We start from the raw sequence: 22,066 nt of genomic DNA, 5'->3' as shown, positions 1-22,066 counted from the left end.
AGAATGTGTTCATGCCTGTAAAAGTATTGATGCCGGCCTTGTCGCCGACCATGACCGAAGGCACCTTGGCAAAGTGGCACGTCAAGGAAGGTGACACCGTTGAATCGGGCGATGTCATCGCAGAAATCGAAACCGACAAAGCCACGATGGAAGTCGAAGCCGTCGACGAAGGCAAGATCGGTAAAATCCTTGTTGCCGAAGGCAGCGAGGGCGTTGCTGTTAACGAAGTTATCGCGCTTCTTCTTGAAGAAGGCGAAGACGACAGTGCCCTTGAAGGCGCTGATACCTCTGCCGCAGGCACTGCGCCTGCAACTGCCGAAGCACCGGCAGAAGCCGCACCGGCACCGTCAGCAGCACCTGCTGCGGAAAGCTCGGCCCCGGCTGCACCTGTTTCGGGTGGTGAGCGCGTCAAGGCAAGCCCGCTGGCACGCCGTATCGCTGCAAACGAAGGTGTCGACCTTGCTGCGGTGACCGGTTCCGGTCCGCGTGGTCGTATCGTCAAGCGCGATGTCGAAGCTGCGAAATCTGCCAAACCGGCTGCTGCTGCTGCTGCCCCGGCAGCACAAGCGGCATCCTCTGCTCCGGCTGCTGCTGCACCGGCGGCTTCTGGCTGGAACCCGGATCTTACCGGTCTTCCGGAATATGAGGAAATCCCGAACAGCGGCATGCGCAAAACCATTGCGCGTCGCCTGACGGAATCCAAACAGCAGGTTCCGCATTTCTACCTGACCGTGGATTGCGAACTCGACAACCTTCTGGCAACCCGCAAGCAGCTGAATGACAAGGCTGGCGAAGGCGTCAAGATTTCGGTCAACGACTTCATTATTCGCGCGGTTTCGCTGGCGCTCAAGAAAGTTCCGGCTGCCAATTCCATCTGGACCGACAAGGCGACCCTTCAGTGCAAGAAACAGGACATCTCGGTGGCGGTTGCCATCGAAGGTGGTCTGATCACGCCGGTCGTTCGTGATGCCGGTTCCAAAGGCCTTGCTGAAATCTCGACCGAGATGAAGACGCTGGCTGGCAAAGCCCGCGATGGCAAATTGATGCCCGAAGATTATCAGGGCGGGACCTTCTCGGTTTCCAACCTTGGCATGTTTGGTATCAAGGAATTCTCCGCCATTATCAACCCGCCGCAGGGTTGCATTCTGGCTGTCGGTGCTGGTGAACAGCGTCCGGTGGTCAAGGATGGTGCGCTGGCCATTGCAACTGTCATGAGCTGCACTCTTTCTGTTGATCACCGTGCGGTCGATGGTGCAGTTGGCGCTCAGTTCATGGCCGAATTCAAAAAGCTGATTGAAGACCCGCTGAGCATGCTGCTCTAACGGTCCAAAGTTGCGCGGGGACTTTAATCAGTCCCCGCAAGCATTTGAATTTCAAGACCTGTAACCGGAAACGGACAGGCGAAGGAGATCCTACGATGGCGGATAACAATTTCGACGTAATCGTGATTGGTGCAGGTCCGGGTGGTTATGTAACCGCAATCCGTTCTGCCCAGCTTGGCCTCAAAACGGCAGTTGTAGAACGTGAACATCTTGGCGGTATCTGCCTGAACTGGGGCTGCATTCCGACCAAGGCGCTTCTGCGTTCGGCCGAGATTTACCGCAACATGAAACATGCCAAGGAATATGGCCTGTCATGTGAAAAGCCGTCCTTTGACATTGATGCCGTGATCCAGCGTTCGCGTGGCGTCTCCAAGCAGCTTGCTGGTGGTGTCGGTCATCTTCTCAAGAAGAACAAGGTCACCGTCATTAACGGTGAAGCCAAGTTCGATGGCCCGAAGAAGGTCGTTGTGACGGGTAAGGATGCGGGGACCTATACTGCGAAGAACTACATTATCGCGACCGGTGCCCGCGCACGTTCCCTGCCGGGTCTAGAAGCCGATGGCAAAGTGGTTTGGGATTACAAAAAGGCGATGACGCCTGACAAAATGCCCAAAAGCCTTGTCGTTGTCGGTTCCGGTGCCATCGGCATCGAATTCGCCAGCTTCTATCACACCCTTGGTGCGGACGTGACAGTGGTTGAAATCATGCCGCAGATCATGCCGGTCGAGGACAAGGAAATTGCCGCACTAGCACAGAAGATGATGACCAAGGACGGGATGAAAATTCTGACCGAAGCCAAGGTCGCAAATCTCAAGCGCAATGCCGACAATGTCGTTGTCACGGTTGAAACCAAAGACGGCAAGAAACAGGAACTTACTGTTGATCGTGTGATTTCAGCTGTCGGGGTTATCGGTAACACTGAAAATCTCGGTCTTGAAACGACCAAGGTCAAAGTTGATCGCAATGTCATTGGCACCGATGAATATTCCCGTACCGACGAGCCGGGCATTTTTGCCATTGGCGACGTTGCCGGTCCGCCGATGCTGGCCCACAAGGCTGAGCATGAAGGCGTGGTCTGTGTCGAGAAAATCGCAGGCGTTAAAAACGTCCATCCGATTGATCCGCTCAAGATCCCGGGTTGCACCTATTGCCATCCACAGGTCGCAAGTGTCGGCCTGACCGAAGCCAAGGCAAAAGATGCCGGTTACGACGTCAAGGTTGGCAAGTTCCCGTTCATTGGTAACGGCAAGGCTGTTGCCCTGGGCGAGGCCGAAGGTCTGGTCAAAACTGTGTTTGATGCCAAGACCGGTGAATTGCTTGGTGCCCACATGGTCGGCACCGAAGTCACCGAGCTGATTCAGGGCTTTGTGGTTGCGATGGGGCTTGAAACGACTGAAGAAGACCTGATGCATACGGTCTTCCCGCATCCGACCCTGTCGGAAATGATGCATGAGTCGGTCCTTGACGCCTATGGGCGTGCAATCCACTTCTAAAATATCGGGTTCTACCGGGCGCACATGCCCGGTATGACCATTTTTGACGAATGTCGGTTTGACAAATACGTGGCGTGGCGGCACATTGCCGCCCGTCCAATCCTTCGGAGGTAACTCTATGTCGACGGCGCGCAACGAAGCCAAAGCTCTTCGTCACCCGGAAAAGCAAAAACGGCCAGATCGTCCATCCGGACGCAAGCCTTCCTGGATTCGCGTCAAGGCGCCAACCTCCCAAGGTTATCAGGAAACCCGCGAACTTGCGCGTGGCCTGAACCTTCATACTGTTTGCGAAGAAGCCGCATGCCCGAATATCGGCGAATGCTGGCAGAAGAAACACGCATCCTTCATGATTATGGGCGATACCTGCACGCGCGCATGTTCGTTCTGTAACGTGAAGACCGGTATGCCCAACGCGCTTGATCCGTTCGAGCCGGAAAATCTTGCGATGGCGGTCGCTGACATGCAGCTCAAGCATGTTGTGATCACGTCGGTAGACCGTGATGACCTTGCCGATGGCGGTGCAACGCACTTTGCCCGCGTCATCGAAGCCATCCGTCACAAATCGCCGGAAACCACCATTGAAATTCTGACACCGGACTTCCGTGACAAGCCAGGTGCTGTTGAAATCGTCGCCAAGGCCCGTCCTGATGTGTTCAACCACAACCTTGAAACGGTTCCGCGTCTTTACACCAACATCCGCCCGGGCGCGCGCTATTACCAGTCGTTGCGCATCCTTGATCGGGTCAAGCAGATCGATCCGACCATCTTCACCAAATCCGGCCTGATGGTTGGTCTTGGCGAAGAACGCAAGGAACTCTCGCAGGTCATGGATGACCTGCGTGTCGCCGATGTCGATTTCCTTACGATCGGTCAGTATCTTCAGCCGACCCTGAAGCATGAACCGGTTCATCGCTTTGTGACGCCTGACGAATTTGATGAATATGCATCAATGGCACGTGGCAAGGGATTCCTAATGGTGTCGGCAACGCCGCTGACCCGTTCGAGCTACCATGCAGACCGTGACTTTGAACAGTTGCGAGAAGCCCGCGAGAAGAAACTTGCAGCTGCCGAAGTAGCCAAGGCAAAAGCAGCGCGCGCAGAAGCCGTTGCACAATAAATCTGAACGATAGCGCGACGATAAGGGGAGATACGAGTGCCGACGCATGCAGAGCGCAGGAAACTGCCCTATACGCCGGAACAGCTCTTCGAACTCGTCGCGGATATCGATTCCTATTCCGAGTTTCTGCCCTGGTGCGTTGCATCAAGGGTACGCAAGCGCGATGGTGATGTGCTTCAGGCCGATCTGGTGATCGGCTTCAAGATGTTTCGCGAAAAATACACATCCAAGGTCACGCTGCAGCGTCCACATCGCGTTGATGTGGAATATCTTCAGGGCCCGTTCAAATATCTCAATAACCATTGGGTATTCGAAGCCGATGAAGACGGGGGCACCTGGCTCGACTTCTTCGTGGATTTCGAATTCCGTTCGGCCTTGTTGCAGAAAATGATCGGCGTTGTGTTTAACGAGGCAGTCAAACTGATGGTCGGAGCCTTTGAAACCCGCGCACGTGAAGTTTACGGCGAACCGCAAATCCCGTCTTCAGAAAGCTAGGCTTCCAATGCTATCCTGAAAATTCCGAAACTTTGAGTTCCCGGTGGTATCTGATGCCGGGCAGGGGGTGGTTGTTACTGATCGAGCATGTCGCTGATCAATTCGAACGCCTTGAGAACCGCTGCCTTTCGCACCGCATGACGGTCTCCGGCAAAGACTTCGTGATATGTGATGGTCTGGCGTTCGTGGCCCGCACAGCCAAAATGAACAAGTCCGACGGGTTTTGTTGCGCTGCCACCACCCGGACCGGCAATGCCGGTAACGGAAACGGCTATTGACGCATTCGGTGCCCGTTCAAGCGCTCCTTCGCACATGGCGCGCGCAACCTGTTCGGACACTGCGCCGTAGTTTGCAAGAAGGTCGTTGCTTACACCGATCAGGTCGTGCTTGGCCTCGTTCGAATAGGTGACAAAGCCACAATCAACGACGGATGAGCTACCATCCACACCGGTCAAACTCCCGGTGATCAGGCCGCCCGTGCAGGACTCGGCTGTGGCAATCATTTCACCTTTTGCCGAGCATTTCGCAATCAGGTCGCTGGCTGCTTTGAGAATGTCATCATCTATCATCATTGGCTTATCCACCCATAAGGTAAACCGGCACCGCAAGGACTATCATCGCAAAAATGCCTGCCAGCACATCATCAAGCATAATGCCAAAACCGCCACCAACCCGGCGATCAACCCAGCGGATCGGCCATGGCTTTGCAATGTCAAAAACACGAAAGGCGACAAAGGCGGCTAAAAGCCAGCCAAGATCGCTCCAGCCGGCATGAAGCGGCACGACCAGAAGGCACATCCACTGACCAACCACTTCATCAATCACGATTTCACCTGCATCGTGAATGCCAAGAAGGTGACTATATTGATGTGCGGCCCAGACGCCGATGGCAAAAATAATGATGCTGGCAATGACCAGCGCCTCATTCCCGCCGTAAAACCAGATTAGCCACCCGAACGGCAGAGCAGCAAACGAGCCAGCCGTTCCCGGTGCTTTCGGGCTTTTGCCGCTAAAGAACCAGGTGGCAGTGCAGGAAATCAGAAAACGGGAAAAAGCCATGGATGGTTTACGTATGAGCTGTGGCAGATGGCCATAGGTAACACAGCATCGACCCCGGACGGTGAAATTTTTACCCTTAAGGGTGTGTTAACACTCTTGCCTGTGTGCGAAGTTACAGGTAGCGTAAAGAAAAAGGTTAATAAGTCGCAGGCGGGGTTAAAAAGAAACACTACGCAACCGGAAAGTCCGGGCGTAACTACGGGCAACTAGGGGTTAGACACTGAATATGTCGGCGTTTCAAGGCATGCGTCGCTTGGTGGATAAGTGGTTTCCGGACCGGCAAATTCTTATCCGGTCAAACGATTCCGTTTACCAGCTTCGTCTTGGAAAATATGGACAGCTTGCGCTGGCTTCGTTCGGGGCTGCGGCCATTGTATGGACCGTCGGCGTCAGTGGCTATAGCTGGTATCTTGATCAGCGTCTTGCGACGCGTGAAGAACAGCTTTTCCGCAGTGAGCTGTCCTACAATCGTCTGATCGCGCGTGTCACCGAAAGTCAGAGACGTTTCGGCGAGATTACCGCGCAGATGGAAGATACCCATCGCAACCTGTTGTCGATGGCTGAAAAAAACCTGCAGCTTCAGGCGCGGGTTCAGGATTACACATCCAAGCTCGCGAGCAGCGAGAAGGAAAAAGTCCGGATTTCAGCCCTTCGCACATCGATGGATAACCAGATGAATGCGCTTCAGGGCCAGATTGACGGGATCACCAACCGGAACCTTGCACTGCGCGACGAATTGGAAACTGTTGAAACTGTCATGTCTCGCGTGATGCGTGAACGCGATCAGGCATTGCAGCGTTCCAAAAAACTTCAGGGTGAGCTGAGCGACGCCCGCCAGCGTATTGCTGATCTGCACACCATTCAGCAGCAAGCAATGCAGCGTGTCGCGGAAACCGCTGACAGCACGATTCTTGAACTTGAAAATGTTCTCGAAATGACCGGTTTACAGCCGGATACGTTCATTCTTCCGCCGATGAAGCCGCAAGAGCCGGGCGTTGGTGGACCGTTCGTGGCCTTTGAGCCCGAACACCCGCAAGACGAAGAATTTGTAAATGTGGCTATGGCTCTGAGTGATCGAATGGATCAACTGGCCAGCCTGCATGACAGATTGAAAAAGACGCCGATTGGTGAACCTGCTGCGTCTTATTATCTATCGAGCTCGTTCGGTAAACGAAAAGACCCGATCAATGGTCGCTGGGCTTTTCATTCCGGTGTTGATCTAGCCGGGCCGATCAGAACACCGATTCTCGCAACTGCACCGGGTAAAGTGGTGCATGCAGGATGGAGTGGAAAATACGGGAAAATGGTCGAACTCGATCATGGGAACGGCGTTAGAACCCGTTATGGACACTTATTTAAGGTCCTCGTCAAGAAGGGCGACGAAGTGCGTTACCAGGACCAGATAGCGCTCATGGGAACCACCGGTCGAAGCACCGGTAGTCATGTGCACTATGAAGTTCTGGTTCAAGACAAGCCGGTCAATCCCCTAAAATTTATTGAGGCGGGACGATATGTTTTCAAAAACGAGCAAGAAGACACAAACAGGGACAACTAAAAACGGTAACGCGGCTGCTGAGAAAAAGGGTGGCCTTTCGGTCATCAATGCCGACCTTCGCGTAACCGGTGACCTTATTTCGGAATCTGACGTGCAGGTTGATGGTTCGGTGAACGGTGATATTCGTACCCGCACCCTTACAATCGGCCAGAACGGTGAAGTTCGTGGCGAGATTGTTGCTGACAAGGTCCGCGTCTGCGGTACCGTTATCGGTCAGGTTCGCGCACGGGACGTTTCATTGTCTGAAACTGCCCGCATGATTGGTGACATTCTGCATGAAAGCCTGTCGATCGAACCGGGCGCCCATATCGAAGGGCATTGCCGTCGTATCGAAGGTGTGGCTGAAGAGGGCGGCCTGACCGTCATACAGGCTGGGCAGATTGTTGCTGCGAACGTGAAGAAAGAACACAAGTAGTCATTGAAAAGTGATGACGGGGATGTCGGTGACGGGTCCGGTCATTTGATGATACCTTGACAGAAAATCAGAAAAGGCAGGTTCCGGAATGGACCTGCCTTTTTCATATGGGTGCTGTTCCCGAAACTGAGTTGTCTTTCCCCTACGCCTTTTGCGGCTCGGAGATCAGTGGCAATAGCTCGTCAAGGCCGCCAAGAATAACGTCTGCCTCATGTGACAGGCGCTCTTTGGGCTGCTGTGTGCGGTTGATCCATGCTGTACGGAACCCGAAATGTCCGGCACCGGCAATGTCCCATCCGTTTGAAGACTGGAACGAGATTTCTGCAGGCTGCAATTCAAGTTTGTCTGCCGCGAGCTGATAGACATCCGGATGCGGTTTATAGGTCTTGAGGTCGTCAACACAGATGATCTGATCAAACAGCGACAGAATGCCCGACGATTTCGCTGCCGAGATCAACATATGCTTCGCGCCATTCGACAGGATGGCAAGCTTGTGCCCCTTAGCTTTCAGGGTATTGAGCGTTTCGACCACTTCCGGGAATGTATCAAGCGACAGATAGGTTTCCATCAGTTTGGCACGCAAAACCGGGTCCTTTTTGCCTGTCTGATCCATGGCATAGTCAAGCGCATCACCCGTGACTGTCCAGAAATCTGCAAAATCCCCCATCAGGCTGCGAAGCCAAGTATATTCCAGCTGTTTCTGTCGCCACAATGTGGAAAGGCGATCAGCTTCATCGCCAACGCTGTCACGCAGCTTGGACACCGCTGAGCCAACATCAAATAGGGTTCCATAAGCATCGAAAACAAATGCGCGACAGGAAGACAGTACATTATCGGACATATTGCTGACCTTTTCTGACAAGCAGTATTGATCAAATATGGGCAGACAGGCCAAAAGCGCAAACCTGACGACCGGAATTAATCCTGATCAGGCGTTTCGTTCTGGCCCATCGCAATCTCATCGCGGGCAAAACGCCGACGATAGACATAGGTTCCCTCCATCACGCGCTGAACGTAATTTCGGGTTTCGCTATAGGGGATCATTTCGATCCAGTCGACCAGATCAACATCGGGATCACGCGGATCGCCATATTCGTTGATCCATTGGCGCACACGGGTCGGGCCCGCATTATAGCTTGCGATGGTCAAGGCTTCCTCGCCATCCCAGCGATCGAGCAACTTGGTCAGATATTCCCGACCGAGCGTGATGTTAAAGGACGGGTCTTCAGTGAGGCGATCGGTTTTGTAATCAAGATCCAGCAACTTTGCCATGCGCTTGGCAGTCGCCGGCATCAGCTGCATCAAGCCGCGTGCACCTGCTGACGATACCGCCTGCGGGTTAAACAGGCTTTCCTGGCGCATGATGGCATGGACCAAAGCCGGATCGGGCGCACGGCCAAGCGGAACCTGTTCATGGATCGGGTAGGCGGCATCAAGATAGCCGCTTCCTGTGCGAATGCTACGTTTGGCGGCAATGATGCCAAGGTCGGCGCGGCCATATTCGCGGGCCAGATCGGTCGCCATTGCAAGATATTCAGGCTCATCGTGCTCATATACCAGTGCCATGATGAAGGGCCGGATAATATTTCCCAGACCCATATCGCCAAGTTTGCGAACGACCTGAACCAGTTCCTGATTCTCGAAATCAGTGCGCTGTTGCTGTGTGGGGACCGGTTGTTCCACCGAATAGGTTGGTTTGGCACCCAGTGCATCAATTGCAAGCTGGCCATAGAAAGTGTGGGCATGCTGGGCGGCAAGCTCGTACCATTCCTTGGCGCGTTTTGTATCACCAAGCTTGGCATTGGCACGGCCCGCCCAATAGGCGCCGCGTGACAGGCTGATCGGATATTGCACAACGTCATACAGATTCTGGAAATGCGTCAGGGCAATATCGGCATCGCCCAGGAATTCCAGTGCGATCCATCCGGCATACCATTCGGCTTCGGCAATATCGGCAGGATCAGTCTGTCCATGATTGGCGACCAGACGATAGGCGTCGGTGATGTGGCCCTTTTGCAGGGCGCGCCGAGCCAGAATGGCTTTTTCAAGCCACCAGTATTGTGGCCGGATCGAGATATAAGCCATGTCATTGGCTTGTGATAACAGAAGATCACGGGCTTCCTGATCGCGGTCCTTGACCCGACGCCAACGAACGCGTTCGTAAACCAGACCGGGGTCATTCTTGTATTTCGCAGGGACGCGGTTAAGCGCTCCATCAACGCCACCCTTCATCGCACGCAGGGCTTCGCGGGCTTCTGCAAGCTTGCGATAATCGTCGCTGACATATTTCATTGTGCGCGAAGCCGTCGTCAGGCGACCTTCCCACAACAAGCGATCAAGGCGCTGCTGATGGGTTTCCTGATCGATATAATCGCCGTAACGGTCGATGAAGCGTTTTTCCTGGCCGCGGCCAAAATTCTCGTTAATCCAGCTGTTGCGGATCAAGGCAACAGCCGCCGATTCCTGACCCGCCCCCAGAAGGGCTTTGATCTGCCGGGTTGCGCCATCGGCAGTGACCGGTGCAGAACGCTTGAACCAAGCCAGAATTTCCTCGTCAGGAACGGCATCATTCATCGCTTCTTCGGCGCGTTGACGCAAAAGCGCCTGACTGGGCCATTTCGGATGGGTGTCGATGAAATTGGTAATTTCTTCAAAGCTGCGTCCGGAATTCGGGGATGTCAGCAACATCCATTCCGCAGCTTTCTGAAGCAGGGGATCATCAAAGTTTGGCAATAGCTTTTCAAAGCTTTCTGTCTGGCCCTTCTCGACAGCTTCGAGAAACGCATTCAAACGTGCGCGGCTGACAGCAGAATAGCTCGGCGAGGGCGGCTGCATCAGAAGAACATTGTCTTCGTTTGCTGCTGCCTTCACCTGATTGCCTGTTGGCATCAGTGTTGATAAGCCCAGTGCCAATGCGCAGACCGAAATCTTGCGGAAAGACGCTTGCGCCATGTGATTGTCCCCTTTGCCTGACGGCAGCGAATGCGCTTTAGACCCGCGCATTATGGCAGTGAAATCTCCAAAAGCCAAACAGTCCTGAACGGAAAATGCAACCCCGATTACAGATCGTTTCGATTATTGTATACAGTGCTTGCGGGAATGACGAACAGCCGCTATTTTCGCGACCGCTTTCAATCCATCCAATGTTTGGAGATCTCCATGTTTAAGGGTTCAATCACAGCTTTGATCACACCGTTTACCCAAGATGGTGCGATTGATGAAAAGGCGTTCCAGTCTTTTGTGGATTGGCAGCTTAAACAGGGCACGACAGGTGTTGTGCCTGTCGGAACCACCGGTGAATCTCCGACGCTTAGCCATGCCGAGCATCATCGCGTCGTTGAACTGGCGCTTGAAGTTGCCAAAGGCCGTGGTCCGGTGATTGCCGGTACGGGTTCCAACTCGACTGCAGAAGCCGTTTCGCTGACTCGTCACGCTCAGAATGCCGGTGCGGATGCTGCACTTGTTGTGACCCCGTATTACAACAAGCCGACCCAAAAAGGTCTTTATGCGCATTTCAAAGCCGTTCACGATGCGACCGATATTCCGATCCTGATCTATAACATTCCGGGTCGCTCGATCGTTGATATGAGTGTCGAGACCATGGCGGAACTGGCAAAATTGCCGCGTATTATCGGTGTGAAAGACGCAACCAGCGATCTTGAACGTCCGGCTCTGACCCGTCTTGCTGCGGGGGCGGATTTCTGCCAACTGTCGGGTGAAGATGGTACCATCGTTCCGTTCCTGGCACAGGGTGGTCATGGTTGCATTTCGGTGACCTCGAATATTGCCCCGAAACTCTGTGCTGAGTTGCATGCAGCTTGGGCAGCCGGGAACATTGCTAAGGTTCAGGAGTTGAACTACCGTCTGATGCCGGTTCACAAGGCAATGTTCTGTGAAGCAAGTCCGGGGCCGGTAAAGTATGCGGCAGAACTTCTTGGTCTGTGTGGCAGCCATATGCGCCTGCCAATGGTCGAGATTGCCGATGAATCCAAACGCAAGGTCGAAGCCGCGCTTAAAGGTGCCGGACTTCTCGGCCATTAAGCGATAACAAGCGACTTATGGCACCCAAGAAAGAAACAGATAATAACAAGGTCGTTGCGCAAAACCGGCGAGCCCGCTTTGACTATTTCCTGACGGAAACATTCGAAGCCGGGATCGTCTTGCGCGGCACCGAAGTTAAATCGCTGCGCGACGGCAAGGGAAACATTCAGGAATCCTATGCCGAAGCCAAGAATGACGAAGTGTGGCTGATCAACGCGTATATTCCTGAGTATCAAAGCAAAATGCCGTTCGGCCACGAAGAACGCCGTCCGCGCAAATTGCTGTTGCATAAATGTGAAATCGCCAAAATGCATGATGCCCTGAACAAAAAGGGTTTCACGCTTGTGCCGGTCAAACTTTATTTCAACGAACGCGGTATTGCGAAGCTTGAGCTTGCAATTGCCGAGGGCAAGAAAAAGGCTGACAAGCGCGAGGCCGTCAAGGAACGTGACTGGCAACGTGACAAGGCACGTATCATGCGCGATTTCAATTAGTTGCACTGAAATCCGAACGCCATCGCGCGTATGTGAGTTGCATGGTTCGGTAAAATTCATGAATAAATGGCGTTGGCATGGTGAACATGTCGACGCCATTTTTCGTATCAGCCTGACAGGAAGGAGAAACCTGTGACGCAAAGCTTTTCAGGGAAAATCAGGGACAAGCTGATCGAAGCCAAGCGCAAATGGGCCAGTGACGGCCGTTTGCTGACGGGCACCTCAGACGTGGCGCGTGAAAATCGCCTGCCACCCGGGCAACGACTGGTCAAGGATTGGCCTGTACTTGATCTTGGTATCACGCCACATGTCAGTGCCGATGAATATAAACTGTCAGTGACCGGACTGGTTGAAAACCCTTTGTCGCTCAGTTTTGAGAATCTTCTTGATTTGCCAACTGTTCGGGCAAGAAACGACATTCATTGCGTCACCAGCTGGTCGCGCTACGACAATGACTGGCAAGGTGTATTAGCACGAACATTGGCGGAAATGGTTCGTCCTCAGTCAGACGCCAGACATGTATTGTTCACCGCCCTTGACGGTTACACAACGAATGTGAGGATTAATCAGTTTCTCGATGAGGACGTCCTGATCGCCCATCACTGGAACGATGAACCATTGACCGAAGAGCATGGTGGACCGGTGCGCGTGGTAATTCCGAAGCTGTATTTCTGGAAAAGTACGAAATGGGTGCGAGAGATAAAGTTTGTCAAAGATGACGCGCAGGGATTCTGGGAAGAACGCGGTTATCATAACAATGCCGATCCGTGGACGGAGGAACGTTATGGCTAGATTGTATCCTCGATTTGAAAAAGGCAGCCATTTCATTCTATTATGTCTGCTTACGGTGATTGCAGTCATTTTTTCCTGGAGAGGGGCCATGGCATCGGGTGATACGCAAACGGCGTATGACTTTTCCTTCCCGTCCATCATTGGCGGTGAACTTGAACTTTCAGACTATCAGGACAAGGTCGTTTTGATGGTGAATACCGCGTCAATGTGCGGGTTCACGCCGCAATATGCAGGCCTGCAGAAATTGTGGGACGATTATCGCGATCAGGGGCTTGTGGTGCTTGGTGTTCCGTCCGGTGATTTTGGCGGACAGGAATATGCCGATGACGCGGCCATTCAGGAGTTCTGCGAAGTCAATTTCGATGTCGATTTCCCGCTGACATCAAAGACCGTGGTCAGTGGTTCTGATGCCCATCCGTTCTTCAAATGGGCGATTGATGTCCTTGGTGCCGAAAATGCGCCAAACTGGAACTTCCACAAATATCTGATTGATCGCAAGGGTAGTTTGATCGCCAGTTTTGACACACGGGTGAAGCCCGGTGACGATGCGGTCATCACTGCCATTGAAGCGGCACTGTCAGGTAGCTGATGGATGGAATGCGGGTGGAAAAGCCTTATCGCCGCCCGTCCATGACATCAAGAAATGCCAACCCGTACTGATCAAGTTTCTTGATCCCGACGCCGTTGATCGATGCCATGTCCTCAAGCGTGCGGGGCTTGAACCGGACCATTTCCCATAATGTGCGGTCACTAAAGATCACATAGGGCGGGACATTCTGGCTGGTTGCGAGTTCACGGCGCATGGTGCGCAGGCGTTCCCACAAATCCCGGTCTTCTTCATTTTCAAATTCGGTGTCGAAGTCTCTCAGGCGCTTGGTCATGGCGCGTTTGCTTTCGCCCGGGTCCTTGCGCATTTCGACGACTTTCTCACCGCGCAGCACAGGACGGGATTCTTCGGTCAGGTAAACACCGCCATGGCCTTCGACATCGACCTGCAGATATCCCATCGCAAGAAGTTGACGGAAAACCGAGCGCCATTGCGGCTGGGCGATATCCTTGCCAATGCCATAGACCGAAAGATCATCATGGCCGTTTTGCCGAATTTTCTCGGTTTTGCGCCCCATCAGAACTTCGATTACATGTGCCGGACCAAAGCGCTGACCGGTGCGATATACCGCCGATAATGCCTTGCGCGAAGCATCGGTCGCGTCCCATGTATCGACCGGTTCAAGGCAAGTGTCGCAATTGCCGCACGGTTTGTGCTGGTCTTCACCGAAATAGGACAGGATCACCTGACGCCGGCATTTGGTGGTTTCGGCCAGACCAACCAAGGCATCAAGTTTGCGCGATTCAATACGTTTTTGGGCTTCGGGGGCGTCGGAACTTGCCACCATGCTTCGGATCGAAACAATATCTGACAGGTCGTAATTCATCCAGGCATTCGCCGGAAGTCCGTCACGCCCGGCGCGCCCGGTTTCCTGATAATAGGCTTCCATGCTTTTGGGCAGGTTAAGATGGGCAACAAACCGGACATTGGGTTTGTCGATGCCCATGCCAAAGGCAACTGTTGCGCAAATGATCAGGCCGTCTTCGCGCAGGAACCTGTCCTGATGAAGTTGCCGGGTTTCTTGCGTCAGGCCCGCATGATAGGGCAAGGCAGGGCGCCCGTTATCGGTAAGCCATTGCGCAACATCTTCGGTTTTGCGACGCGACAGGCAATAGACGATCCCGGCATCTTCGGGGTGTTCACGATTAAGAAACGACAACAGTCGCTGCTTGGAATTACCCTTGGTTTCAATGCGATATGTGATGTTCGGACGATCAAAGCCGGTAATAAAGCATTCGGCATCGGTCAGATGCAGGTTTTCGGCGATGTCTTTGCGGGTCGGAGTATCTGCCGTTGCAGTCAGTGCAATGCGTGGCACATGGGCAAAACGCGTTGGCAACAAATCCAGACGCCGATATTCCGGTCTGAAGTCATGACCCCACTGCGAAACGCAGTGCGCTTCGTCAATTGCAAACAGCGAAATGCTGATTCGGTCGAGCAGATTAAGAAACCGGTCCGTCGCAAAGCGTTCGGGTGCGACATACAGAAGATCAATGTCCCCATCAACTGCGCGGGCCTCGATCTCGCGTGCGGCATCCGGCGCCAGTGTCGAGTTGATGAAGGCTGCTTTCACACCAAGCTGGCTAAGTGCATCGACCTGATCTTTCATCAAGGCAATCAGAGGCGACACCACAACGGCCGTTCCCGGGCGGCAAAGGGCTGGTACCTGATAACACAGCGATTTTCCGCCACCGGTCGGCATCAGGACGAGTGCATCATTGCCGGCAATCACATGATCAATGATTTCAGCCTGTTGACCACGAAAGCTGTCATAACCAAAGACCTCGCGCAGGACGTCTATCGGCAGACGTTGTACGGGTCGGTCGAGCAGGTCGTTCATAGGTGATGAATCAGGCAAATTAACCGTCCAGATGTGCGCGGATGTCGGCAAAGACGTTTTCAAACATCTCTGGCGTCAGGCGATAGGTCTGGGTGTTGTAGCGCGAACAGTGATAGCTATCAAACAATGTGATGCCATTTTCCATTTTATGTGACGCCCCATGGGCAAATTTAAGCGATGAAAGCTTAAGCCCGAAGGTGCGTAACATGGCTTGATGGGCAACCTGTCCAAGACACAGGATGGCTGAAAGGTTTTCCATCGCGGCAAATTCGCTGATCAGAAACGGTCGGCACGCATTGGCCTCAGGCCCGGTTGGTTTGTTTTCAGGCGGCACGCATTTCACCGCATTGGTAATCCGGCAATCAAGAAGTTCAAGCCCGTCATCAGGCCGCTTGTCATAGGTGCCCTTGGCAAATCCAAACTTCTTGAGCGTGTCATACAAAAGGTCCCCGGCATAGTCGCCCGTAAAGGGACGTCCGGTGGCATTCGCCCCCTTAAGACCCGGTGCCAGACCGACAATCAGCAACCGGGCATTGATCGGTCCGAACGGGCGAACCGGGCCGTTATAGAATTGCGGAAACTTTTCCTGATTGGCGCGTCTGAATTCGAAAAGACGCGGGCAAAGCTGGCAATCGATATCGGGCTGCTGGTAGGCGGTCATGGCATGTCTGACATTTTTGCCGGTTACGGTGAAGGCCGTAACCGGTCGTGATCACGATAGGTGGTGTCGGATCTCAATTACTCGAAATCGAAATCATCAAGTTCCGGATGATCGGGATGGTCATCAATGTCAGGATGATCGTCATCGCGGCGTGGCTGAACCTTACGGGCGATGGTGCCTTCAAGTTCGGTCAGTTCGATAAAGTTATCGGCCTGACGGCGCAATTCATCGGCCACCATCGGCGGGTTGGATTTCACCGTCGAGACAACAGTGACGCGAACACCTTTGCGCTGCACGGCATCAACAAGGCGGCGGAAGTCACCGTCGCCTGAGAAAATAACAACATGATCAAGGTGTTGTGCCATTTCCATGACGTCAATTGCCAACTCGATATCCATGTTGCCCTTGATCTTGCGGCGACCGGCGGCATCGGTGAATTCCTTGGTCGGTTTGGTGACCATGGTATAGCCGTTATAATCAAGCCAATCGACCAACGGGCGGATAGGGGAATATTCCTGATCTTCAATCAGGGCTGTGTAGTAGAAAGCGCGGATAAGTTGCCCTTTTTGGGCGAAAAGATCCAAAAGACGTTTGTAATCAATGTCAAAGCCAAGGGATCTTGCAGCGGCATAAAGATTCGAGCCGTCAATAAACAGCCCGATGCGTTCCTGCGGGTAAAAAATCATCCTGAAATTCCTCAAACATCAAATTTAATTATGCAGTTCCAAAAAATACGGAACACTCAATCTTTACCGTGGCTAGAGGGACAAAGAAAGGCGAAAATATCGTAGACAGAGTATGATGGCTCCCTTAGATATGCCGTCTTTCACGCGCGGCGGGAATGACCCTTTGCGCAAAGAGCTGCCTGCTATTCACTGAACTGAAAGTCTGCTTTGTGAGCACGCCGTCACCAGCCACCACCAGTGCATCGTCGCATGACGCCATACTGATTGCCTTTGGTGCCAATCTGCCTACTCAGGAATATGGTGCGCCTGCGCAAACATTGAAGGCCGCCTTGCAGCGTTTGGCCAGGGATGGCGATATTTCGATTGAGCAAGTGTCATCCTTTTATGAAACAGCACCGGTGCCGATCTCGGATCAGCCCTGGTATGTGAATGGTGTTGCACGGATTTCAACCGGACTTTCGGCCCATGATCTGCTTGAGCGCCTGCACGAGGTCGAAGCCGAATTCGGGCGTGTTCGCCGTGAACGCAACGCAGCCCGCGTTATTGATCTTGATCTGATTGCCTATGGTCGCGATCTTTTGCGTGAAGAGGGGGGGATTCAGGTGCCTCATCCGCGAATGGCCGAACGCGCTTTTGTGCTTTTGCCGTTGCGCGATGTGGCAAGTGGCTGGGTTCATCCGGTGCTTGATCGTACTGTCGAAGATCTGATTGCCGATCTCCCGGCTGATCAGCAGATCAGAAAGCAGACCGAAAGCTGAGGCAGTACTCGCGAAAACCTGCCCGAAAGAGTGGTTTCGCTGTTGCAACACATATGATCCGGCGCTATAAAGCTCGGTCTGGACACCCCAAAAGTATTTCTGGAGACATTTATGGCGCGCGTTACCGTCGAAGATTGCGTTGACAAGATTCCGAACCGCTTTGAGCTTGTAATGCTTGCAGCTCAGCGTGCACGCAACATCTCGGCCGGTGCAGAACTGACCATTGATCGTGACAACGACAAGAACCCGGTTGTTGCGCTGCGTGAAATCGCCGAAGTAACGGTTGATTTTGACGAACTGCGCAATGGCATGGTGCAGGGTCTGCAGCGGCATGTTGAAAGCGACGAGCCGGAAGAAGCCGAAGACGATTTCGGTCCGAAACTGGTTGCAGAAGCAGTTGAAGAAGCATCTGTCGGCGTGGTTATGCCGTCTGAAGAAGAATAAGGTCAGATTGATATTGATCTGAGCCCGTTCTAAAAGAAAAGCCACGGTATTCATCTTCCGTGGCTTTTTTTTGTCTAAATCGTACTATCTTATGAAGGGGTTCGGTTCCGAGCCCCTTGATGGACTATGCGGAGATGACCCTGAATGATGCGCCAGTATGAACTTGTTGAACGGGTTAAGGCCTATGATCCGGAAGCGTGCGAAACCACGCTGAACCGGGCATATGTTTATGCCACCCAGAAACATGGTTCACAGAAACGCGCGTCGGGTGACCCGTATTTTTCCCATCCGATCGAAGTTGCGGGCATTCTGACCAATTACAAGCTCGACTGCGATACGATCATCACGGCACTTCTGCACGACACCATCGAAGATACCGATGCCACCCCCGAAGAGATCACGAAGCTTTTCGGGACCAATATCATGAAGCTGGTCGATGGTGTGACCAAGCTGACGCAGATCGAACTGAAATCCGCAGATTCCAAACAGGCCGAGAATTTCCGCAAGCTGCTGCTTGCGATGTCCGAAGACATTCGGGTGTTGCTGGTCAAGCTGGCAGACCGTCTGCACAACATGCGGACCCTGCATTATATCACCAAGCCGGAAAAACGCGTTCGGATCGCGGCTGAAACGCTTGAGATTTATGCGCCGCTTGCCGAACGCATCGGTATGCATGACATCAAGGAAGAGCTTGAAGACCTTGCCTTCCAGCATATCAATCCTGAAGCCCGTGACTCGATTCTGGCGCGTTTGGAATTCCTGCGCGAGAAAGACGATAATGTCGTCAGCCGTATCGTTTCCGAACTCAAGGACGTCATTTCCCGTCAGGGGCTGAAGGTCGATATCTATGGCCGTGAAAAACGCCCATACTCGATCTGGCAGAAGATGCAGCGCAAGAATATCACCTTTGGTGAGCTGTCGGACATCATGGCATTTCGGGTGCTGGTCGATGATATGCCGCAGTGCTATGAAGTGCTTGGCTATATGCATGCCAATTACAAAGTCGTTCCGGGCCGGTTCAAGGATTACATCTCAACGCCAAAGCCCAACGGATACCGTTCCATTCATACGACTGTGCTGGGGCCGGAAAATCACAGGATCGAAGTTCAGATCCGTACGCGCCACATGCATGAAGTGAACGAAAACGGTGTTGCTGCGCACTGGGCCTACAAACAGGATACCCCGACCGGGCAGCAAAAAGAGGGCGTTCAATATCGCTGGCTGCGCGACCTTCTTGATATTCTTGAACATGCGTCGGAGCCTGAGGAGTTCCTTGAACATACCAAGCTTGCGATGTTCCAGGATCAGGTCTTCTGCTTTAGCCCGAAGGGCGATGTGATTGCGCTTCCTGCGCGTGCGACGCCCGTTGACTTCGCCTATATGATCCATACCCATATTGGCGATACCTGTGTGGGGGCGAAGGTCAATGGTGCGATGGTTCCATTGCGCACGGTCCTGAATAACGGTGATCAGGTCGAAATCGTTACCTCGAAGGCTCAGACGCCGAATCCGACATGGGAGCGGTTCGTTGTTACGGGTAAGGCACGTGCGCGAATTCGCCGTTTCATCCGTCAGCAGCAGGAAGACCAATACAAGGACCTTGGCAAGGCGATCTTGCAAAAGGCCTTCCGTCAGGAAGGATATGACTATTCCGACAAGGCAATTGACGGTGTTTTGAAAATCTTCAAACAGCCATCCGTCGATGCACTTTTGACCCTGGTCGGGGCTGGTCACCATACCGGTCGCGAAGTTGTTCATGCTGTCTTCCCGGGGACAAAAGACAAGGAAACGGCGCGCAAAGTCGTTCCGCTTGAAAAGGTTCGGGCGCGCAAACATGACCATGCGATCCCGATCAAAGGGCTTATTCCGGGCATGGCGGTGCACTATGCCGGCTGTTGCCATCCGTTGCCCGGCGATCGCATTGTCGGGATTGTTACAACCGGCAAGGGCGTGACGATCCATACGATTGATTGTGATACGCTTGAAACCTTTACCGAGCAGCCCGAACGCTGGCTTGATGTTGGATGGGACAATGACGGCGAGCCTGAACATTTCATCGGTCGTCTTGGCCTGACTGTCGGCCATGAGCAGGGGGCGCTCAGTTCGATCACAAGTGTGATTGCCAAAAACCATGGCAATATCACCAATTTGCGGTTCACCAACCGGACGACAGATTTCTTTGAAATGCTGATTGATATCGATGTGGTCGATGTCAAACATCTGACCAATATCATCGCGGCCCTGAGGGCAACGCCGGTGGTAAATGCTGTCGAGCGCGCGCGCGGGTAATGGCAAGCTGTGAACGCATTCATCTTTTGGGGGATAATCGCGTAAAAGCCTTGCCAAGTGTGCGGTCAGCACTTACGCATATGCCTCGACTTTTTATTGCGTTACCTGATTTGTTCCAGAACTGACCCGCATGTTTCGGCGCCGCGTAAAACCATCATCATTACAAAAAATACGGAACGTCGTCTGGCCGCGTGGCGGATGGCGACGTTCGTCTCAGTATTTTGCTCATCGTGTCGCGCGGCTTCCCGGCACGCCATACAGCATTGCGTCAGGATTTGCGATCGGGGCAGCGGTATCATTTACGCCGTTTATCGGGTTCCACTTCGTTATCTCAGCACTGATAAGCCTGATCACACGCAGTAACGTTGTTGCGTCGTTGCTGGGCACGATTGTCGGCAATCCATGGACATTCCCGTTCATCTGGCTTTGGCTCTATACCTGCGGGAACTGGATTCTTGGTGCGAATGAAACCTCGAATGCCGTACATTTCGACATGGCCGTTCTTTGGGACTTCGTCGTTCTGGGGGTCAGCTATATCGGTGGCGGACTTATTTTTGGTCGCTGGGATCCTGCAGACCACGAGACGCTTGGTCATCTCTGGATCAGCATCGTTGATATCATCTGGCCGATGCTGGTCGGATGTGTTCCGACGTCAATCATTGTCTGGGCGCTATTTTATTTTCCGGTACGCCGTGCGGTCATCATTTACCGTCACAACCGGATTTTGCGCAGAATGAAGAAAACGGAACGCCATGGGCTTGGGCCCATGCTTGAAACTGCCAAGGACAAGATCGGCAGTGCTGCGAAAAGTGCCACCAAAAAGCAGGATGAAACACTATGAGTTCGAAACTTCGGCTCGGCGTTAATATTGATCATGTTGCGACCATCCGGAATGCCCGTGGCGGCAACAGCCCGGACCCGGTGCGTGCCGCAGCACTTGCAAAGGCCGCGGGCGCAGACGGAATTACCGCGCATCTGCGCGAAGACCGTCGCCATATCCTTGATGCAGATATGAAAAGACTGCGCCAGGAGATTGATCTGCCACTTAACTTCGAAATGGCAGCCACCGACGAGATGCTGGCAATTGCGCTTGCAACAAAGCCACATGCAGTCTGCCTTGTTCCGGAAAAGCGTGAAGAACGCACGACCGAGGGTGGGCTTGATGTTGTGGGTGGCCATAATCATCTGAAACGTTTTGTTTCCGAACTTGGCGATGCGGGCATTCGTGTGTCGCTGTTCATCGAGGCGTCTAAAGAACAGCTTGATGCCGCCAAAAGTCTCGGCGCACCTGTTGTTGAAATTCATACCGGTTCCTATTGCGATGCTGAAAACAGCGATGATCGTGCACGTGAACTTGAACGTATTCGCGCAGCCGTCAAATACGGAGCAGGGATCGGGCTTGAAATTCATGCCGGTCATGGTTTGAATTTCGAAACGGTTCAGCCGATTGCGGCAATGCCGGAAGTGGCGGAGCTTAATATTGGTCACTTCCTGATTGGGGAAGCCGTCTTTGTCGGGCTGGAAGCCGCAATCAACGAGATGCGCCGCTTGATGGACGAGGCGCGTGATCAAACGGACGACGATAAATGATCATTGGGATTGGCACGGATTTATGTGATATCCGTCGGATAGAGACCGCACTTGAACGTCATGGCGAGCGTTTCATGAAGCGTGTCTTTACCGATGTCGAGATTGCACGTGCCACCCGCAAACCGCATAGAACAGCATCGTCGCTTGCCATGGCTTTTGCGGCAAAGGAAGCCTGTTCCAAGGCGCTGGGAACCGGATTTCGCAGGGGTGTTTATCACAACACAATGGGTGTGGTACATCAACCCAGTGGCAAGCCCGACATGGTATTGACCGAAGGTGCTTTGGCACGACTTGAAGAATTAACACCCGAAGGAAAGATTGCTTCGGTGTATGTGACCTTGACGGACGAATACCCGCTGGCGAATGCTGTCGTGGTAATTTCGGCTGATTGACAGATAAACTGATTGG

Annotated in this window: 23 protein-coding genes; 16 read left to right on the top strand and 7 right to left on the bottom strand. The window is 53.2% G+C overall.

Features of this window, described 5'->3' with window-relative positions:
* The first annotated feature begins 11 nt into the window (after positions 1 to 11).
* The 4 genes from ACTU44_RS13805 (at position 12) to ACTU44_RS13790 (ending at position 4,427) form a co-directional block, all read left to right on the top strand.
* On the top strand, positions 12 to 1,322 hold the full coding sequence (locus tag ACTU44_RS13805; protein ID WP_462095689.1) for a pyruvate dehydrogenase complex dihydrolipoamide acetyltransferase: 1,311 nt from the start codon (positions 12 to 14) through the stop codon (positions 1,320 to 1,322).
* A gap of 95 nt (positions 1,323 to 1,417) precedes the next feature.
* Positions 1,418 to 2,815 (top strand): dihydrolipoyl dehydrogenase, encoded by a 1,398-nt coding sequence (lpdA, locus tag ACTU44_RS13800; RefSeq protein ID WP_114097401.1) that lies wholly within the window; start codon positions 1,418 to 1,420, stop codon positions 2,813 to 2,815.
* 118 nt (positions 2,816 to 2,933) lie between these two features.
* The gene (gene lipA, locus ACTU44_RS13795) at positions 2,934 to 3,932 is read left to right on the top strand and encodes a lipoyl synthase (RefSeq protein WP_462095688.1); all 999 of its coding nucleotides are present in this window, start codon (positions 2,934 to 2,936) and stop codon (positions 3,930 to 3,932) included.
* 36 nt (positions 3,933 to 3,968) lie between these two features.
* The gene (locus ACTU44_RS13790) at positions 3,969 to 4,427 is read left to right on the top strand and encodes a type II toxin-antitoxin system RatA family toxin (protein WP_114097403.1); all 459 of its coding nucleotides are present in this window, start codon (positions 3,969 to 3,971) and stop codon (positions 4,425 to 4,427) included.
* Positions 4,428 to 4,501: 74 nt separating this feature from the next.
* Here the strand turns inward: ACTU44_RS13790 and ACTU44_RS13785 are convergent, their stop codons facing one another.
* Together ACTU44_RS13785 and ACTU44_RS13780 are read right to left on the bottom strand one after the other, a co-directional pair.
* Complete coding sequence (locus ACTU44_RS13785) at positions 4,502 to 4,999, bottom strand: CinA family protein (protein WP_462095687.1); 498 nt, start codon at positions 4,997 to 4,999, stop codon at positions 4,502 to 4,504.
* Positions 5,000 to 5,003: 4 nt separating this feature from the next.
* Positions 5,004 to 5,486, bottom strand: a complete 483-nt coding sequence (locus tag ACTU44_RS13780; protein WP_181850173.1) for a phosphatidylglycerophosphatase A family protein — start codon at positions 5,484 to 5,486, stop codon at positions 5,004 to 5,006.
* 226 nt (positions 5,487 to 5,712) lie between these two features.
* On the opposite strand from ACTU44_RS13780, the gene ACTU44_RS13775 reads away from it, so the two are divergent.
* Positions 5,713 to 7,041, top strand: coding sequence for a M23 family metallopeptidase (locus ACTU44_RS13775; RefSeq protein ID WP_114097404.1), 1,329 nt, complete (start codon positions 5,713 to 5,715; stop codon positions 7,039 to 7,041).
* Positions 6,998 to 7,456, top strand: coding sequence for a bactofilin family protein (locus ACTU44_RS13770; RefSeq protein ID WP_114097405.1), 459 nt, complete (start codon positions 6,998 to 7,000; stop codon positions 7,454 to 7,456). The genes ACTU44_RS13775 and ACTU44_RS13770 overlap by 44 nt, the downstream gene beginning before the upstream one ends.
* Positions 7,457 to 7,598: 142 nt before the next feature.
* Here ACTU44_RS13770 and ACTU44_RS13765 read toward each other — a convergent pair whose 3' ends face one another.
* Positions 7,599 to 8,297 carry a haloacid dehalogenase type II gene (locus ACTU44_RS13765; RefSeq protein ID WP_114097529.1) on the bottom strand — a complete coding sequence of 233 codons (699 nt, stop codon included), beginning with the start codon at positions 8,295 to 8,297 and terminating at the stop codon, positions 7,599 to 7,601.
* A 77-nt stretch (positions 8,298 to 8,374) separates the two neighbouring features.
* A complete protein-coding gene (locus tag ACTU44_RS13760; RefSeq protein WP_462095686.1) occupies positions 8,375 to 10,408 on the bottom strand; it encodes a lytic transglycosylase domain-containing protein in 2,034 nt (677 codons plus the stop codon).
* A 207-nt stretch (positions 10,409 to 10,615) separates the two neighbouring features.
* Between ACTU44_RS13760 and dapA the strand changes: the two genes are divergently transcribed.
* The 4 genes from dapA to ACTU44_RS13740 all read left to right on the top strand — a co-directional run bounded on the left by dapA (position 10,616) and on the right by ACTU44_RS13740 (position 13,372).
* Positions 10,616 to 11,497, top strand: coding sequence for a 4-hydroxy-tetrahydrodipicolinate synthase (gene dapA, locus ACTU44_RS13755; RefSeq protein WP_114097531.1), 882 nt, complete (start codon positions 10,616 to 10,618; stop codon positions 11,495 to 11,497).
* Positions 11,498 to 11,514: 17 nt separating this feature from the next.
* Positions 11,515 to 11,991, top strand: coding sequence for an SsrA-binding protein SmpB (smpB, locus tag ACTU44_RS13750; RefSeq protein WP_462095685.1), 477 nt, complete (start codon positions 11,515 to 11,517; stop codon positions 11,989 to 11,991).
* A 132-nt stretch (positions 11,992 to 12,123) separates the two neighbouring features.
* On the top strand, positions 12,124 to 12,783 hold the full coding sequence (locus tag ACTU44_RS13745) for a sulfite oxidase-like oxidoreductase (protein WP_462095684.1): 660 nt from the start codon (positions 12,124 to 12,126) through the stop codon (positions 12,781 to 12,783).
* 88 nt (positions 12,784 to 12,871) lie between these two features.
* The gene (locus ACTU44_RS13740; RefSeq protein ID WP_462095683.1) at positions 12,872 to 13,372 is read left to right on the top strand and encodes a glutathione peroxidase; all 501 of its coding nucleotides are present in this window, start codon (positions 12,872 to 12,874) and stop codon (positions 13,370 to 13,372) included.
* Positions 13,373 to 13,397: 25 nt separating this feature from the next.
* On the opposite strand, the gene recQ is transcribed toward ACTU44_RS13740, so the two are convergent.
* From recQ to ACTU44_RS13725, 3 genes are all read right to left on the bottom strand, one after another.
* Positions 13,398 to 15,230 carry a DNA helicase RecQ gene (gene recQ / locus ACTU44_RS13735; RefSeq protein WP_462095682.1) on the bottom strand — a complete coding sequence of 611 codons (1,833 nt, stop codon included), beginning with the start codon at positions 15,228 to 15,230 and terminating at the stop codon, positions 13,398 to 13,400.
* Positions 15,231 to 15,249: 19 nt separating this feature from the next.
* Positions 15,250 to 15,891, bottom strand: coding sequence for a uracil-DNA glycosylase (locus ACTU44_RS13730; protein WP_462095681.1), 642 nt, complete (start codon positions 15,889 to 15,891; stop codon positions 15,250 to 15,252).
* Between the two features lie 77 nt (positions 15,892 to 15,968).
* Entirely contained in the window at positions 15,969 to 16,577 is a 609-nt protein-coding gene (locus tag ACTU44_RS13725; RefSeq protein WP_114097411.1) for a LabA-like NYN domain-containing protein, read from the bottom strand.
* 209 nt (positions 16,578 to 16,786) lie between these two features.
* On the opposite strand from ACTU44_RS13725, the gene folK reads away from it, so the two are divergent.
* From folK to acpS, 6 genes are all read left to right on the top strand, one after another.
* Positions 16,787 to 17,335: a 2-amino-4-hydroxy-6-hydroxymethyldihydropteridine diphosphokinase gene (gene folK, locus ACTU44_RS13720; RefSeq protein WP_462095680.1), complete on the top strand. Its 549-nt coding sequence runs from the start codon at positions 16,787 to 16,789 to the stop codon at positions 17,333 to 17,335.
* 111 nt (positions 17,336 to 17,446) lie between these two features.
* The gene (rpoZ, locus tag ACTU44_RS13715; RefSeq protein ID WP_114097412.1) at positions 17,447 to 17,779 is read left to right on the top strand and encodes a DNA-directed RNA polymerase subunit omega; all 333 of its coding nucleotides are present in this window, start codon (positions 17,447 to 17,449) and stop codon (positions 17,777 to 17,779) included.
* A gap of 144 nt (positions 17,780 to 17,923) precedes the next feature.
* Positions 17,924 to 20,068 carry a RelA/SpoT family protein gene (locus ACTU44_RS13710; RefSeq protein WP_114097413.1) on the top strand — a complete coding sequence of 715 codons (2,145 nt, stop codon included), beginning with the start codon at positions 17,924 to 17,926 and terminating at the stop codon, positions 20,066 to 20,068.
* 130 nt (positions 20,069 to 20,198) lie between these two features.
* Entirely contained in the window at positions 20,199 to 20,909 is a 711-nt protein-coding gene (locus ACTU44_RS13705) for a DUF2062 domain-containing protein (RefSeq protein ID WP_114097414.1), read from the top strand.
* On the top strand, positions 20,906 to 21,658 hold the full coding sequence (locus ACTU44_RS13700; RefSeq protein ID WP_462095679.1) for a pyridoxine 5'-phosphate synthase: 753 nt from the start codon (positions 20,906 to 20,908) through the stop codon (positions 21,656 to 21,658). Before ACTU44_RS13705 ends, ACTU44_RS13700 begins: the two co-directional genes overlap by 4 nt.
* On the top strand, positions 21,655 to 22,050 hold the full coding sequence (gene acpS / locus ACTU44_RS13695; RefSeq protein ID WP_114097416.1) for a holo-ACP synthase: 396 nt from the start codon (positions 21,655 to 21,657) through the stop codon (positions 22,048 to 22,050). The genes ACTU44_RS13700 and acpS overlap by 4 nt, the downstream gene beginning before the upstream one ends.
* Positions 22,051 to 22,066: the final 16 nt, after the last annotated feature.

This window comes from Thalassospira sp. SM2505 (assembly GCF_054901115.1).
This window is presented reverse-complemented; position numbering and strand designations above follow the sequence as displayed.

Excerpts from the sequence above, each read along its gene's own strand:
- acpS (WP_114097416.1), top strand. The coding sequence starts at position 21,655 with ATGATCATTGGGATTGGCACGGATTTATGTGATATCCGTCGGATAGAG.
- dapA (WP_114097531.1), top strand. The coding sequence starts at position 10,616 with ATGTTTAAGGGTTCAATCACAGCTTTGATCACACCGTTTACCCAAGAT.
- ACTU44_RS13785 (WP_462095687.1), bottom strand. The coding sequence starts at position 4,999 with ATGATGATAGATGATGACATTCTCAAAGCAGCCAGCGACCTGATTGCG.
- rpoZ (WP_114097412.1), top strand. The coding sequence starts at position 17,447 with ATGGCGCGCGTTACCGTCGAAGATTGCGTTGACAAGATTCCGAACCGC.
- lipA (WP_462095688.1), top strand. The coding sequence starts at position 2,934 with ATGTCGACGGCGCGCAACGAAGCCAAAGCTCTTCGTCACCCGGAAAAG.
- ACTU44_RS13775 (WP_114097404.1), top strand. The coding sequence starts at position 5,713 with ATGTCGGCGTTTCAAGGCATGCGTCGCTTGGTGGATAAGTGGTTTCCG.
- recQ (WP_462095682.1), bottom strand. The coding sequence starts at position 15,230 with ATGAACGACCTGCTCGACCGACCCGTACAACGTCTGCCGATAGACGTC.
- ACTU44_RS13760 (WP_462095686.1), bottom strand. The coding sequence starts at position 10,408 with ATGGCGCAAGCGTCTTTCCGCAAGATTTCGGTCTGCGCATTGGCACTG.
- ACTU44_RS13770 (WP_114097405.1), top strand. The coding sequence starts at position 6,998 with ATGTTTTCAAAAACGAGCAAGAAGACACAAACAGGGACAACTAAAAAC.
- ACTU44_RS13730 (WP_462095681.1), bottom strand. The coding sequence starts at position 15,891 with ATGACCGCCTACCAGCAGCCCGATATCGATTGCCAGCTTTGCCCGCGT.
- ACTU44_RS13765 (WP_114097529.1), bottom strand. The coding sequence starts at position 8,297 with ATGTCCGATAATGTACTGTCTTCCTGTCGCGCATTTGTTTTCGATGCT.
- ACTU44_RS13725 (WP_114097411.1), bottom strand. The coding sequence starts at position 16,577 with ATGATTTTTTACCCGCAGGAACGCATCGGGCTGTTTATTGACGGCTCG.
- ACTU44_RS13780 (WP_181850173.1), bottom strand. The coding sequence starts at position 5,486 with ATGGCTTTTTCCCGTTTTCTGATTTCCTGCACTGCCACCTGGTTCTTT.
- ACTU44_RS13710 (WP_114097413.1), top strand. The coding sequence starts at position 17,924 with ATGATGCGCCAGTATGAACTTGTTGAACGGGTTAAGGCCTATGATCCG.
- ACTU44_RS13805 (WP_462095689.1), top strand. The coding sequence starts at position 12 with ATGCCTGTAAAAGTATTGATGCCGGCCTTGTCGCCGACCATGACCGAA.
- ACTU44_RS13705 (WP_114097414.1), top strand. The coding sequence starts at position 20,199 with ATGTTTCGGCGCCGCGTAAAACCATCATCATTACAAAAAATACGGAAC.
- lpdA (WP_114097401.1), top strand. The coding sequence starts at position 1,418 with ATGGCGGATAACAATTTCGACGTAATCGTGATTGGTGCAGGTCCGGGT.
- smpB (WP_462095685.1), top strand. The coding sequence starts at position 11,515 with ATGGCACCCAAGAAAGAAACAGATAATAACAAGGTCGTTGCGCAAAAC.
- ACTU44_RS13700 (WP_462095679.1), top strand. The coding sequence starts at position 20,906 with ATGAGTTCGAAACTTCGGCTCGGCGTTAATATTGATCATGTTGCGACC.
- ACTU44_RS13740 (WP_462095683.1), top strand. The coding sequence starts at position 12,872 with ATGGCATCGGGTGATACGCAAACGGCGTATGACTTTTCCTTCCCGTCC.